Origin of the sequence: Leptospira harrisiae (genome assembly GCF_002811945.1) — a bacterium.
Classification (GTDB): Bacteria; Spirochaetota; Leptospiria; order Leptospirales; family Leptospiraceae; genus Leptospira_A; species Leptospira_A harrisiae.
Genome location: NZ_NPDX01000001.1, coordinates 1,918,186 through 1,933,040 on the forward strand (window position 1 = coordinate 1,918,186; position 14,855 = coordinate 1,933,040).

Consider the following 14,855-nt stretch of genomic DNA (forward strand, 5'->3'; position numbering starts at 1 on the left):
TTTAACCTTTGGAACCCTTCGCAAGATAATCTAAACCCTCCTCCAGACTATGTGTATAAATATTCAACTCTTGATTCAACTTGTCGGGGCATAACGATAAATCTGGAAGAAAAAAAAGACCCGATTCAGCAATACTTATAGGTTTTAATTTTGGATTAGAAATCCCTAAAGAATCCGCAATTTTGGAAATCATCTGCAATCTCGATACTTTATTCTTACCCACAATATGAACAATGCCGTTAAAGTTACTCGATAAAAGTTTTAATGTTATTTCAAAAAGATCATCTAGAAGAGTAGGCGTAAAAAAAGAATCAGTGAGTGCTTCTATTTCAACGCCTTCTCTTAATGAAGAAACTGCCCACTGATAGAATTTTCCATTCTTACCATATAAAGCACCTGATCGAATAATAATATGTTCAATACCAGAGGACTCAATTATCTTTTCTGACTCAAGTTTCATTTTCCCGTATTCAGACGAAGGGTTTGGCAAATCCGTCTCTTTGTAATTTCCTTTATGTCCGTCAAAAACGTAATCAGTTGATAAATATACAAACTTAGTTTCATATTGTTTACATAATTCTACTAGATAAGAAGTAGCTAATACATTAACCTTTCGAGCTTCTTCCGGATATTTTTCGCAAAAATTCACGTCTTTATTACCAGCTATATGAAACAAAATAGCTGGTTTATATTGAGCAAAAAAAGATGTTAGATCATTTAAATTTGTTAAATCTAACGATTGTATTCCCTCCCCACCCGATCTAGATGTAAATACGCTATTTTTGGAATCTAATTTAGATCGAAAAAATGAACCAACAAAACCCGTTGCTCCAGTCAGTAAGTATTTTACTTTATGTGAACTATCCAATTAATTACTCACCTTTATTTTATAAATTTCCACAAACTAACAATAGCATTACGACAAAAGCTAAATAAACAGACAAAAGAGTTAAAGAAAAAAGCTCTTAAGTCGAAAAAAAATTCGAGAGTATAGTTTTACAAAAAAAGGTACATTTATTTTATCTGAGTTCGAAGCAAAAATACCTACTTGCTTTGAAATAAAAGAGTTAAATAAATCTACCCATTGGCGATCCGCCCATGCATATTTTTTTAAAACCATTAAACGAACTTCCTGAACCTTCTCTGAATTCCACCAATCAAAAATCTCTTTTTGATTCATTTTCATTTTTGTTCGAAAAGATGATTCTTCAAGTTCATAGATACCAACGGCAATTAGGTGATTCGTCAGTTCCGACCATAACGAATTATAATTTTCAAATTCAAAAAAATCATTAAAAATAATAATGGGTTTATTTACTACTAATCTTTCAAAAAATGAAGTTCCAAAAGAATTTGAAATTAACAAGGCAGAATGTCTCATCAAGCGGTCACCCGCCATACCTTCAAAAGTAATATCAGGCGAAAGTAATAACTCAGGACTTAACTGGAATTTTAGATCATATCCCTGTTCATACGAGTATTCGGAAACAACAACTTTCTTTTTACCCTTTTCACTCGCAATTTTCAGAATTCTATTTAATAAAGATACATTTTCGAGCAAAAAAAACGGCATTGCCACACGAAGAAATTTTCCCAATCGGTTGTATGTTGTGTTAAAAATAATTCCAATCTCAAAGTTATCATAGAGGTGACTCTCATTCGGTTCCTGATTTGATAACAAATTAGACAAATGTGGGCTCGGTAACGGAATTGCTGGTAGCTTATCATTGAAATCAGACCAGCCCCAAGTGATGAAACCATCACTAACATTTCGCTCGCTCCACTCCTGTGTACAGTGGGTGTACATTCCGTAAGCAGTCCCATGTTGAATACCATAACTTAACCCGCCATTTTCCCTACTTTCGGCATCTAGTATTGTTGCCCCAGGTAAACCTATATTGAATACCTTAATATTACTAGATGCAGGAATTCTCATTTTAAAAAATTGTTCGGGAAAAAAGGTATCGATATTATGAATAAAAAAATCCTCAAAAGAATCATTTGGAGTAAAAGTAAAATTTTGTTTCAATGTTGAAAAAAAATTCTTTTTTTTCAAATACGGAAATGCTGGAAGTCCATTATAATATGCTGAAAAAATCTTTAGTCTCGAATTTAAAACCGCTTGTAAATTTTCATCAGATATACCTGTCCCCAAAAAGATTGAACCTAAATTTGAGGGAAAGGAAACATAATAAGGAAGGAAACTACCTCTATTGGATAATACTCTCTTTTTTTCGATGTTTACGACAAGATCATAGTATTCTCTATCATTTTTAAACCGAGGTATATCGGGTTTGTCGATTTTTACAAATGATAGATCCGTTTTATTGCGCAAGTCAGAATACATAAGTATAAAAGATGACAACGCCCAATCAACATTTGAAATGAAATTTACGTTAAGAACAAACAATCTACCCGAATCAAACTTGAGAAACTGCCTACTATTTTGGATTACTTCAACCTCGACCTTGTCAGCGATCAATTTCAATTGCAGATATCTTAAATAAACAAGATCTAAAACATCCCGCAAATCAGGCAGCAATAAGGTAGTCCAAAATTTTTTTGATTTATTAACCGAATAATATTCGTTAAAAAGATCAGGTAAATATTCAAAAATTTTATATATTAAATGATTCAGGTATATAAACTCTTTATCAAACTCCGCAACGGTGAGGTGCCGATTAAGTAAAGAATCTTTAACCAAATCTTTAAATAAAATATCATCTCTATCTAAAAATGCAGAAGGAAAAATAAAGAGATTATTTTTCAATTCAGCGTCTGATTTTTCAAACTGCTTTGGGTTTAAGAATAATCTTTGCATAAAACGTAATGGAATGAGAGAAAACGAACTGAAAAAAAATCAGCGACCGGTCTTTAGTGTATCAATAGAAACTCGAGGGAATACTTCCAACTTACCTCCTCTCGTTGCATTAAACACCTCGACCCCCAGATCATTTAGAATCTCTTTTGCAAAATGGAGAATGCGAACCATGTATTCAAAATGTTCGCGAGTCACGAGATACTGTTTCTCCCCTTTCTGAAAATAATTTGGTACAAAATGAGGAGAATCAGATTTTAAAATAGAAAAACCTTCATCATCAGGATCAGCATCATCAAAATTCCAGCTAAAGTCAATTCCTAACAAGTATATCTTCTTAAACCCCATAAATAGAGCAAGCTGTAGGCAAATATAAATTACTGTTTGTCCGCAAAATAAAAACGGTACCGGTTCTAAAAAAAAATCCATATCCGTAAATTCAGAAGCAATCCTATTTATATAAATGGTATTTTTATCCAAATTTATTCCTGGAATTTTCATAAGAAACTTAGTGATATCATTTTCCTCGTTAACGATTTCTTTTATTGTTTCTAAAACGGGGATATCTTCGCATACATAAAAGTTGGGTCTCCATTGAGTTTGCGGGTATATTAAATGAATTTTATTTACACCGAACGATAGGATTTTTTTTTCAGCAATCCAATTTAAATCTTCTGCCCTAAGACTTGGGCCATTGCCAACAATAAAACATTCTGCACCTTTATATCGATTTTTTAATCGATAATATCTATTATCATTAGCAATAAAAGAAATTCCGAAATTTGCCAAATATCTTCTTAATTTATAAGAGAATTCGAGAAATATGTTCTTTGAATATCGAATAAAAAAAAGAAAAACTCTTATCAATCTCATTTCGAATGAAATTCAGCTACAGAATTTTTATAAAATGTAGTCATCGAATAACTATCAGCTACAAAGGCTAAAAATTTAAACCCCATAGATCTATATAATTTTGCAGTTTGAATATCTCTTACAAAAGTGCCTGCTGTTTTGCCTGATGTTAAAATAATTTTTAAACATTTTTCTAATTGGTTTATTACATCAGGATGTTCCAATTGTCCCGGCAATCCAACGGACTGTGATATATCATACATTCCTAAATAAATACAATCAATCCCTTCCACTTTCGCAATTTCAGGCAAATTATTGATACCTTCCTGGCCTTCGACGAGAATACCGACAAATGTTGATTCACCATGTCTTTTCATAGATTCAGCTAAATCAACATGCGTGTATCCATGGCAACGAGTGTAAGGGCTCAATCCTCTTTTTCCGTAGGGAAAATATCTTGCTGCTTCGACAATAGCTTTCGCCTTTTCAACTTTTGAAACGTGTGGCACAAGAACACCTTCACAGCCTGTTTCTAAAGCATGTAGGATTGTGTTTTCTTGATCATCACCAACGCGAACAATTGGATGACAGTTATGAAGTATGGAACTCTTCACCATTTCTTCACAGGTCTCCCAGGAAATAGAACCATGCTCCAAATCAATTACGATAAAATCTAATCCTGTTCTTGCGATCACATCTACAGTAAAGGAGGAAGGAATCATACACCAAGTACCAAAAACTTCCTTTCCTCTTTTTAGTTTTTCTAAAATATTAAAACTCATTCTATTTACCTGAATATAAAGGAAATATTGGATCCGATTTCATTAATTCTTCTACCTTTAATCGATCCTCGTTTGTATCAACAGATTTAGATATAAACGGCGATGGAATCATTCTTACTTTGTATCCATGCTGAATCGCCCGATTCATTTCTATTGACTCTTGCAGCTCAAGAGGTGTAGGTGACAACTTGTGATTAAAGGATTTCATAAAATGCCACTTAAAAGGCATGATACATACTTGTTTCCACCAGTCAGTCCTTACTTCTTCATGATTGACAGAAGGAATTGGTGCCCGAGACATAAAAAGTGCATTCATTGATAAATCAGTTACTACCTTAATTTCGCCCGGATCAAGCCACTCATCTTTACCAATCTTTGCACAAAGATTAGACACATAAACATCCTTCTCTTCAATCAAAGGTTTAATAGCAAGGTCAATCATTTCGGGATGTACCAGGGGCTCATCACCTTGAACGACTACAACAATATCTTCGTCGTCTAAATTCAATTCTTCTGCTGCGGTTGCGACTCGAAGTCCTGGTCGCTGAATATTCCGGTCGGTCATGATGACCCTTCCATTAAATCTCAAAACTTCAGTTTTAATTTCTTCATCACAAGCAGCTACAAAAAGATCTGTTGTATATTTGCTTAAGGCACATCTACGGTAACAATGTTCAAGCATTGTTTTACCCAATATATTTGCTAAAGGTTTTCCAGGAAATCTTGAAGAACCCATCCGAGCAGGGATACCAACTACTATTTTCATTTTATTACCTAGTCACACGCCATGCATCAAATCGATGGTCTAAGTTATGTTTCTCTTCTAAACCAAGTTTATTCATCGCAATTCGATCATATTCAAAATAATCAAAGAACACATCGGAACTATAACTCGTCTTATAACTATCTTCAATTTTTTTAACTGTCTTAAAATTTGCGCTTAAGAAATTTTCTGTTTCCGAATAAAATGGCAAACACTTGTTATCTGCTGGTTCAGAGATTGCGACTAAACCCATTTTCTTTCGCAGCATATTGACAAACGAATAATTATAGCTTTTTTTATCATAATAAGCATCATCCAATGCCACAATAAACTCACTATTCGCCACAGTAACGAAGGCTTGAATTTCACCATGGAGATGATCCCATGTATGCCAACTATCAAAGAAACCAAAATCAGCTTTTAAACCAAGTTCACTTAAACTTTCAATTCCGATATGTTTATCAGTGCTATTAAAAGGTATAAATGTCCAAACCTTATGAATATCAATCCCTAAAGGTTTACAAATAGCATCGGAAATAATACTACGTAAATACGCACCTTTACTCCCATTTGTATCCCAACTAAACAAACGTGCATCATTTAATGCACAATAAATGAAAAAAACCAACGACGAGGCACCGGAACCTGTTTCGACCAAAACCTTTGGTTTATTTTTGGATTCAGATAATATATTCCATATCGCCAAACATTCACTATCAGGTGTTCCATTTAGCCATCTTGGCAACAATCGCTTGCAAAATAATATAAAATTTGCTGGATTTTTTAATATCTCTTCTTTTGATCCGTAGTAAAAATCGTACATTTTATTATCCTTTGTTTATAATTAAATCTAATTGCTTAAAATCTTTAATGATCGGAATATTCTTAATTATAGCTTCTTCTAAATATTCTGGAATTGGATTTGACCAAGCGGTCAAATATACATTAAACCCGTCTGCGTAAGACTCATACAGATGGGTTACATTATCATCAAAAAAAACTAAATCCTTTTTCTGAAAATTTGAAATTTTCATAATTTGTTTTAAGGCATCAAATTTATTAAGAATTTTTGATTCATCAAAGATCCTCTCGTCCGGTAGATCAACATTGTAGAAATCAAGAATCATTCGAATCGATAAAAAATCTTTTAATGTTGCGATATATAGTTTTTTTTCTACACTTATCTCTCTTAAAATATCAATAACTTCTTGATATACTGAATGAAGAAGAACCCAATCTTTTGGATGATCTTTCCGAAAATCCTGCCTTTCGGCCAGAAATAATTTCTTAAATTTTGGAATATCTTCCTTATGTAAGCCTAGTTGGATCTCATAGTCCTCTTGATTTTCAATTTTTATTTTGTTTTCGAGAATAACATTTAGAATGAAATATTCGCCGGCTCCTCGGACTCTTGGGCGTAGCTTTCTAAATTCAGATTTCTCTTCAAACGAAAATTCAGCTACGGATCTTCTTTTTAAATCTCGGCGATTCCATCTTTGCCAAGTATTCCACGATGTAATCATACACTCATCTGTACTATCACAAACAACGCCATCGAAATCAAAAACATAAAGCTTATCAAACATGCAGATTCCGAAATGAAACTGTTAATTCGCCGAGTCCAGAGATGTAACTAATAAATTCATCACCGTCCTCCAGATAAATACGGTCTCTTACTCTATTTGGTGCACCCGTAAGCACAACATCTCCAGGCGATAAAGTCATCCATGATGTTAGCCAAACTAAGAGTTCAGTCTCCAACCAAAGTCTCTCTGATAGTTTACCTTCTCGAAGTAATACGCCATTATGAAATCCTTTTATTATTTGTTCACTTGGCCTAAATTCTGTATCAATATAGGGTCCGAGTGCACAAAAACTGTCTACTGCTTTTGATTTCGCCAAATGGTGGTCTCGATTCCCGAAGTTCTCTGCAGTAACATCATTTCCAATTGTATATCCAAAAATTTTATCTTTAGCATTAGTTGAATTTAACTGATAGGATTCAGCGCCAATAACAATGGCCAATTCGCACTCACCCCAAACTTTTGTATTCACCAATGGATTATTGATTGTTCCCTTATGTTCGACAATTTTAGAATTTGATTTTAAAAATACTAAAGGCTCCGTGTTTTCCTCACCTTTTGCAACGCCAGGATAATTCAATGCAACTCCAACTATTTTATTTGGCGTACAAGGGTTTAACAATTGAATCTCATGCTCAGCTACTGTAAATAAATCCTTCGTATCCCCAAACCAGGGAGCACGATCAATCGCTACAATCGTTTCACCTTCAATTCTCCCGTGGAAAATTTCATTCTTATGCTGAAATCTAAGAAATTTCATTATGTTAACTTCTTGCTTTTTACTTCTTCAATCAATTGCAACAAACCTTGACCCAGATCCACATGCATTGGGGGAATATATTTCCTTCCCAGTTTCGGCTGATAGGCATAAGGAGTTCTTACGTAATGTCCAACTTGGTCTCCCTCTAAAAAAGAAACTGAATCAGGCCGTCCCAAAATTTCCGCAAGCATCTTCATTAACTCAATTACTTTCATTGGCTCTTGCCCAGTCAAAACAACACTTTGGTTTTTAAATTCCTCACCCATGGCAACAACACTTGCACGTGCAGCATCTTCTACATGAATATATTCTCGCAAACTATCGGCGCTACCCTCATAAGTTATCTTTCCTGTTTCTAAAGCGGTTTTAACAATTCGGTACAATCCATTTGCTTCGTCTGATCTTGGTCCATAAAGCGAACCATATCTTAAAATTGTATATTCAAGGTTAAAAGACTTATTGTATTCTTCAATATAAGCTTCCGATGCTTGTTTACTACATCGATAAAATCCACCTTCACGACTAAATACATAGACGGTACTTGCATAAACAAACCTCTTCACATTATGCTTACGGCAAGCTTCTAATATATATGAATTACCTAATACATTAATCCGAATTGAATCTATTGGTTTATCTAGTGCTTGGTTAAGATCAGCTAGTGCAGCAAAATTATAAACAATATCAAAGCCATTAACACTAGAACTCACAAAACTCTCATCCAAAAGATCGCCGATTATCATTCTCTGATTTGGACGCAACCATACGGAAGGATTTCTATCGAATATTGTGACTTCATGACCTGCTTCACTTAAAGCATCACAAACATGAGAACCTAAAAAGCCTGAACCACCGAATACTAAAATTTTCATCTTATTCCATACAAAAATAGATTTGTGAACTTTTATTACCTTGCACTTTTGTTGCAGGAAGGTCTGCACCTAACAAAACAGCTTCAATAATTTTCTTTTTATCTTGACCCTTTGTTAAAAACAAAACATGAGCAGATCGATTGATACAATGTAACGACAAACTAACTCGGTTTGCCGGAGGTTTTGGAGAGTTATATACTGCAATCATATTGGGAGCGGTTAAATCACTTCCAATATCAAACCCGGGAAATAAACTTGCGGTATGTCCATCCGCACCTATGCCTAAGATCGAAAAAACAAAATGAGTAACTTTTTTCAATTCACCTTCCATTTGTTCTGCAACAGAACCAGGATCACCTTCTGGAATTGAGTGGAATGTCGCGAGACTTAAGATTTTATCCCCAATGGCCCTTTTGATTTCAACTTCAGACCGCTCTGGATTACTCCTAAGAACACAACGTTCATCCGCTAGCCAAAAATGAATTTTATTCCAAGGTAAGTTTAATTCAGAAAGTTTACGATAAAACGGCAGTGGAGTGTTCCCTCCAGACAAGATGATATGAAGTGGATCATCAGGTGAAAAACTGAATTCCGCTTTTATAGTTTTAGAAAAAAAATTTAGTGACTCCGATAACCAAACTTCCGTATTTTGAAAAGCAACAAAATCTTTTTGTAATGATCTGGGGGTGTTCAATTTATTTTACTCAAAGGAATGAATTAATATAATTATTCAAATGAAGTTTACCAAACACTTCTGCCGCCATCGGCAGAAACTATGGAGCCGTTCAAATAACTTGCACTGTCACTTAACAAAAACAATACGAGCCCCTTATATTCATCTTTTTTCGCCATCCGTCCCAATGGAATTCGCGAAGTAACTTCTTTTAAAAAATCGACATTTTGGTTGTTCTCAACTCCACCCGGACAGATTGCATTGCAACGAACATTTTTATCAGCCCAATAAGTCGCAAGATAACGAGTAAGGCCAATCAAACCAGCTTTCACTACCGAGTACGTCACAGGTTTTACGGGTTGTAATTCATCTGGCAGCCCTGTCTTTCTATATAATCTTTGATCAGGAGCTATCAGCCCTAAATCGGATGATATATTTAAGATCGTACCACCCTCCGGATTCTGCGAAATAAGAAAACCGTAATGTTTTGCGCAGAGAAAAGAACCAGTAAGACCGACAGCCAAATCAGAGTTCCAGACGGATACAGGAAAGTTTTCCAATCGAGAGAATGCCTTTTCCGAAGAATCCTCTACCTTTGGATTATTCGCAGCATTATTGATTAGTGCATGAATAGTCTTAAATTTATTTTTAATCTCGGCTATATTTTTGATTATTTCATTTTCGTTTGTAATATCTACTTTATAACCAATGGCCTCGACTGAATATTTTTCATTTAGATCTTTAGCCAATTGGTTGCATCTTTCTTGATCCAAATCTAAGAGAACCGGAATACCACCGGCTTCAGCAACAACTTCAGCATGTTGGCTACCGAGTAAACCTGTAGCACCAGTTATAATAACAACTTTATCTTTTAATGAAAATAATCGATCCATAATACCTATTTAATGAAATCCAACGGTTTGTCCGCCATCAACTACAATACAAGATCCCGTAACAAATGACGCCCTATCCGAAGATAAAAACAAAACCATATCTGCAATTTCTTCCGGAGATCCAAACCGCTTCATCGGAACAGTTGATTCTATTATTTTATTGATCCGTTCTGGATCCTTTTGTATTTTTTCGTCCCAACTTCCTCCAGGTGAATAAACATTTCCCGGAGCAATACAATTTACTCGAATACCTGGGGCTAACTTTCGTGCTAAATTCTTTGAAAGTGCAATTATGGCAGCCTTAGCCACTGAATAATCAGTCGGTGCACCAAATGCCTCAAGACCAGTAATAGAAGATATAAAAAGCAGAGATCCTTTGCCTGTTTCATTTCTTTTTAGAAACTCTCTAGCAATGATCTCTGCTGATGTTAAATTGATACGTAATGTATTCCCAAATTGTTCAGAAGATTGAAGTGGTTCTTGCGTACTCCTTCCGTCACCAACATTGGAAACCACTATATCCAATCCATTCCATTTAGATACGATTGTCTCAAAAACATCTCTTGTACTTTCAGGATCTGTTGCATCTGAAACAAAATACAAAAAGGTAGAGTCAGAGAATTCTTTTTCTAATTCTTTTGCGATTTGTTTTATTGTATCCTCATTTCTGGAACTAAATGCTACATGAGCACCCTCTGATAAAAACCCTTTAACAATAGCAAGGCCAATTCCCCTAGTCCCACCAGAAACAAAAACACGTTTATCCTTAAGATTTAAGTTCAAATGAATGCCATTCTAATTAGTATCTTTATAAGCTGACCCAACTAACATCAATTCCCGCGACCACCGTAGAAATTTATTTTGAGTTCTAACCGGAATAAAGGGACTGATCAATGCACAAAAATAATTTAAAAATGGATATTTCCAAACAATCGGAAGTTGTCGAAAAATATAGACATTGATTTTCGAAAAATCGCAAATTTTAAAAATATCTAATAATGAAATTTTTGTGAATGGTGTCCGATGTGTAAAATCGTCAAAATAGATTTTATAGTTTGATTCCCAATCAGGTACCAAACAAATAATAATACCACCTGGTTTTAACACCCTTCTTGCTTCTTTGAGAAAAAAATCCGGATTGCGAAGGTGCTCCAAAAAACTTTTGTTATAAATTACATCAAAAGTGTTATCTTTGAATGGTAATTTATCTTGATCGGCGTTACATATTTGAACTGGGATTTGTTGTGTTGCCAAATAATTCTTTGCCTCTTTGGAAAGATCAACACCTGTGCAATCTAACCCCAATTTTTTGAAGTTCAACAAAAACTCACCACGCCCACATCCAGGTTCAAGAATCTTCATTCCTGGCTTTAAGTCAAAAGATTGGTAAAGGTAAGATACTAGTTTACTCGGATAATCCGTATATGGATGAGAACCTTCATCATATACAACCTTTAAATAATCTGTCATACAATCTCCTCAACCAATTCAAGTAGTATCCCATCAACATCATGACAATATGCTACTTTTACTTTTCCTGACGGAGATATTGCAGGTTGATTTACAACATTGCCACCTAATTGTAATACTAATTTACAAGTTTCTTCTATATCGCCGACGGTAAAGGCAATGTGGGAACAACCTAGAGTATTGGAAGGAGAGTTTACCATATCTTTTTGGGATGGGTGGGAATGATATTCAAGAAGCTCAATCATTGCCCCATCCTTTGCATGCATCTTCGCAGTCTCCAACTTAACTGATTGAATACCCACAACAGTATCAATAAAGTCGCCCTCTTCAATTTCGCGTTTCCATAATACAAAACCCAATGCCTCGTAAAATGCCATTGCTTTCGATAGGTTGCGTACAACTAATCCAGTATGTCTTATTTTTTTAATCATACCGCTTTCTTGATTGCGTCCTCAATTGCTCCGGAAAAAACATTAAGACCTTCTAACATTGCCTCTTCGTTGATACAAAGTGGTGGAGCTAATTTAATCGATTCTCTCCCTGTATGGACAACAATAAGTCCGCGTTGCAGACAATATTCTGAAATTAAGTCACAGAGAGATGCCAGAGGTTTACCATTTTTATCATTAAATATTACTGCTGCCAATAACCCAACACCTTGGATGGAGCTTATGTAATCTGAGTATTTGGATTTGATTTTCTGCAATTCGTTATGAAATTTTTTACCAAGCTCTTCAGAGTTCTTAATAAAACCATCCTCAAGAAGCGATTCTAAATTTGCTTTACCCGCAGCGCAAATCATTGGACTTGCGGAGTGCGTTGAACTCATCGATCCAATATCAGGAAGATCCATTACTTCAGTAGAACCAAGAACTAGAGACAATGGTAAACTTGATGCAGCACCCTTACCGCAACATAGTATATCCGGTTCCACACCGTAGTGCATATAACCAAATAACTTTCCTGTTCTTCCAAATCCTGCCTGCATTTCATCAAAAGCAACAAGGATGTTGTTTTTATGAGCAAATTCAACCAAAGCTTGCACAAATTCCTTAGGATAAAAAACAGCACCCCAACCTTGAAAGGTTTCCAACATAAAACCAGATATATCTGTTTTCGGGTCGATGTTTTTTTCTTTGCAGAGTGTTTCCAATCCCTTTGTAAAGAAAAGAACTGGATCTTTTACTGCTTCCTCTCTCCAAGGATAAGGAAAAGGTAGATGGAAAATATTTGGATCTAAATATCCTATCCACTCCTTCTGGGTAGGATTCCAACCCATCATTTGGGCACCTAACGTTCTTCCATGCCAATTTCCTTCAAAACAGATAATTCCACCTTTTCTTTTTCCTTTCTTTTGACCGTGAAGCCTCATGAGTTTTAATGCGCACTCAGTTGCTTCGGTACCTGCAGATAGTAAAAATGCCTTTTCAAATTGTTTAGGGGTATTTGCAATTAGGTATTCTAAATATTCAATTCTCTCCAAATTTCCATAGGTATAAGTATGTAACAATGGTTTATCGAGAACTTTTCTTAAAGCCTCAACAATTCGTTTATTTCCATGTCCGGCATTTGTTACAAAAATGGTGCTACTGAAATCGATCCAAGTATTCCCCCATTTATCCGAAACTTGGAATCCCTCTGCTTTGTCCCAAATAATAGGCATTTGGCCATGCATAGAACGTGATTCTGCTTCATACATTCTCTCTAAAAGAGAAACACTTTCCGGAACAGGAATTTGTGTCTGAATAACTCTATATTTTGAATTAATCTTTTCAACGTTTTGTGGAATATGACTAAATCCGTGACCTGCCATTTACTTTTTCTCCATTTGATTCAAATATTCTAATAAAGGCGAACCATACTTTTTTATTTGGAACTCGAGTATATCTAATTCTTCAGGCGAGTCTACCTCAGTACATGCTGGGGAGACGTACCCGATAACTCTATTTCCGTGAAACAACTCCGTATTTAATATAAAAGAACTTTTTACAACATCAACATAGCCATCAGGAATATAAACATCTGGGTAAGATTGTCTCGGTAAATTAAAACGATCTAAAGATGTCTCCTCTGAAGTTAAAGCAGTTAAATAACCTTGATTGTTTTTTCGAAACCACTTGAATGGGGATTCTGAACAAAGGTGGGCAGATCTTAATGCAGTTGCCTCTTTATCTAATTCTAATATCTCAACAGCTTGATCAATGTGTTTAGGATCTCTTAGTGGCGTTGTTGGCCGTAAGTGAACCCAAAACTCAGGAACATTTTGTTCATGATCTTTCACCCACTGCATAGCGTGTAACATAAAATCTCTATCAGTGGATGTATCAGTCGAAAATTCAGAAGGTCTGAGAAAGGGAATTTCGGCCCCATATCTTCTTGCGATTGCAGCATACTCTTCAGAGTCAGTCGATACTATTGTGCGACTTACTGCTTTTGACATTACTCCAGCTGCAATGCTGTAGGCTATCAATGGGTGCCCGCTCAACATTGCTAGATTTTTATCTTTTATACTTTTTGACCCACTGCGAGCTGGGATAATTGCAATTGCTTTATTCATACTTTTATTCTATTAAAAAATTCCTACGAACCCAATCTAATTGACGTTTAAATATTTCAAGTCCTTCATCATCGCGATAAGCTTGCATTATAAAAGGTCCGGAATAATTTAACTCTCTTATCTTTTTAAGGACCTTCTCAAATTTGGCATCACCAGTACCTAACTCAACTGAACCTGAATTTAATTTTCTATCTTTAATATGAATGTCCGTTATATGAAGTCCATAAATCTCAAATTCCTCAATTGGGTTAAATCCTAAGGATGCGCTATTACCAATATCATAATTTACAGTTACAGCCTTTGAGTTAAAAATCTTTATTACATCTAAAAATTGTTTAGGCTCCAAATCCGTCTCTAACGATAAATTTATACCCAATATCTCTGCTTCTTTTACGAGTGGAGACAAATTTTCAAAGAATACTTTTTTGTCGGAATCAGATTTTAAGGAGGATTGGTCAACACAAGGAACTACAATGTCTTTCACTCCCAGTTTCTTCCCATTCTTTAGTAATAAAGAAAGAACATTTTTGCTTGTTTCAACAATACCCGAATCTGCTGAATGGAACGGTGCTTCCATAAAATAATCAGCACAAACAGATACAACTTTAACTCCAGTTTTTTGAATAGTATCTTGGATTTCACTGATACCAGAATCAGTTAACAAAGGATTCTTTTCGTAATCATTATAGTCAAGTATGAACTCAATACAATCTAAACCCAAAGACTTTGCGATTGGGAACTCTTCTTGCCAATAACCAAGGGGATGAGCCTGATATCTGTTTTTAAATTTTGGAAGTAATCTACCTTGCATTACACCTAATAAATTCTTCAT

General features: G+C 35.1%; 17 protein-coding genes. All 17 read right to left on the minus strand.

Going from position 1 to position 14,855, the window contains the following annotated elements; genetic code table 11:
- Position 1: 1 nt before the first annotated feature.
- Complete coding sequence (locus tag CH364_RS08980; protein WP_100743167.1) at positions 2-868, minus strand: SDR family oxidoreductase; 867 nt, start codon at positions 866-868, stop codon at positions 2-4.
- Between the two features lie 81 nt (positions 869-949).
- Positions 950-2,821 (minus strand): hypothetical protein, encoded by a 1,872-nt coding sequence (locus tag CH364_RS08985; RefSeq protein ID WP_125178673.1) that lies wholly within the window; start codon positions 2,819-2,821, stop codon positions 950-952.
- A gap of 39 nt (positions 2,822-2,860) precedes the next feature.
- Positions 2,861-3,607 carry a 6-hydroxymethylpterin diphosphokinase MptE-like protein gene (locus CH364_RS08990; RefSeq protein ID WP_165779491.1) on the minus strand — a complete coding sequence of 249 codons (747 nt, stop codon included), beginning with the start codon at positions 3,605-3,607 and terminating at the stop codon, positions 2,861-2,863.
- Between the two features lie 80 nt (positions 3,608-3,687).
- Positions 3,688-4,452: an HpcH/HpaI aldolase family protein gene (locus CH364_RS08995; protein ID WP_100743170.1), complete on the minus strand. Its 765-nt coding sequence runs from the start codon at positions 4,450-4,452 to the stop codon at positions 3,688-3,690.
- Position 4,453: 1 nt separating this feature from the next.
- The gene (locus CH364_RS09000; RefSeq protein ID WP_100743171.1) at positions 4,454-5,218 is read right to left on the minus strand and encodes a 3-deoxy-manno-octulosonate cytidylyltransferase; all 765 of its coding nucleotides are present in this window, start codon (positions 5,216-5,218) and stop codon (positions 4,454-4,456) included.
- A 4-nt stretch (positions 5,219-5,222) separates the two neighbouring features.
- Positions 5,223-6,038, minus strand: a complete 816-nt coding sequence (locus tag CH364_RS09005; RefSeq protein WP_100743172.1) for a hypothetical protein — start codon at positions 6,036-6,038, stop codon at positions 5,223-5,225.
- 4 nt (positions 6,039-6,042) lie between these two features.
- Positions 6,043-6,801 (minus strand): hypothetical protein, encoded by a 759-nt coding sequence (locus tag CH364_RS09010; RefSeq protein ID WP_100743173.1) that lies wholly within the window; start codon positions 6,799-6,801, stop codon positions 6,043-6,045.
- Positions 6,794-7,558 (minus strand): fumarylacetoacetate hydrolase family protein, encoded by a 765-nt coding sequence (locus CH364_RS09015; RefSeq protein ID WP_100743174.1) that lies wholly within the window; start codon positions 7,556-7,558, stop codon positions 6,794-6,796. The genes CH364_RS09010 and CH364_RS09015 overlap by 8 nt, the downstream gene beginning before the upstream one ends.
- Positions 7,558-8,430, minus strand: coding sequence for an NAD-dependent epimerase/dehydratase family protein (locus CH364_RS09020; RefSeq protein WP_100743175.1), 873 nt, complete (start codon positions 8,428-8,430; stop codon positions 7,558-7,560). The genes CH364_RS09015 and CH364_RS09020 overlap by 1 nt, the downstream gene beginning before the upstream one ends.
- 1 nt (position 8,431) lies before the next feature.
- Complete coding sequence (gene pgl, locus CH364_RS09025; protein ID WP_100743176.1) at positions 8,432-9,124, minus strand: 6-phosphogluconolactonase; 693 nt, start codon at positions 9,122-9,124, stop codon at positions 8,432-8,434.
- A gap of 47 nt (positions 9,125-9,171) precedes the next feature.
- Positions 9,172-9,996, minus strand: a complete 825-nt coding sequence (locus tag CH364_RS09030) for an SDR family oxidoreductase (protein ID WP_100743177.1) — start codon at positions 9,994-9,996, stop codon at positions 9,172-9,174.
- Positions 9,997-10,005: 9 nt separating this feature from the next.
- Positions 10,006-10,779 (minus strand): SDR family NAD(P)-dependent oxidoreductase, encoded by a 774-nt coding sequence (locus CH364_RS09035; RefSeq protein ID WP_100743178.1) that lies wholly within the window; start codon positions 10,777-10,779, stop codon positions 10,006-10,008.
- Positions 10,780-10,791: 12 nt separating this feature from the next.
- On the minus strand, positions 10,792-11,466 hold the full coding sequence (locus CH364_RS09040; protein WP_100743179.1) for a class I SAM-dependent methyltransferase: 675 nt from the start codon (positions 11,464-11,466) through the stop codon (positions 10,792-10,794).
- Positions 11,463-11,897: a VOC family protein gene (locus CH364_RS09045; RefSeq protein WP_100743180.1), complete on the minus strand. Its 435-nt coding sequence runs from the start codon at positions 11,895-11,897 to the stop codon at positions 11,463-11,465. The genes CH364_RS09040 and CH364_RS09045 overlap by 4 nt, the downstream gene beginning before the upstream one ends.
- The gene (locus CH364_RS09050) at positions 11,894-13,279 is read right to left on the minus strand and encodes an aspartate aminotransferase family protein (protein ID WP_100743181.1); all 1,386 of its coding nucleotides are present in this window, start codon (positions 13,277-13,279) and stop codon (positions 11,894-11,896) included. Before CH364_RS09050 ends, CH364_RS09045 begins: the two co-directional genes overlap by 4 nt.
- Positions 13,280-14,023, minus strand: a complete 744-nt coding sequence (locus CH364_RS09055; RefSeq protein WP_100743182.1) for an acylneuraminate cytidylyltransferase family protein — start codon at positions 14,021-14,023, stop codon at positions 13,280-13,282.
- A 4-nt stretch (positions 14,024-14,027) separates the two neighbouring features.
- Entirely contained in the window at positions 14,028-14,855 is an 828-nt protein-coding gene (locus CH364_RS09060; RefSeq protein WP_100743183.1) for a sugar phosphate isomerase/epimerase family protein, read from the minus strand.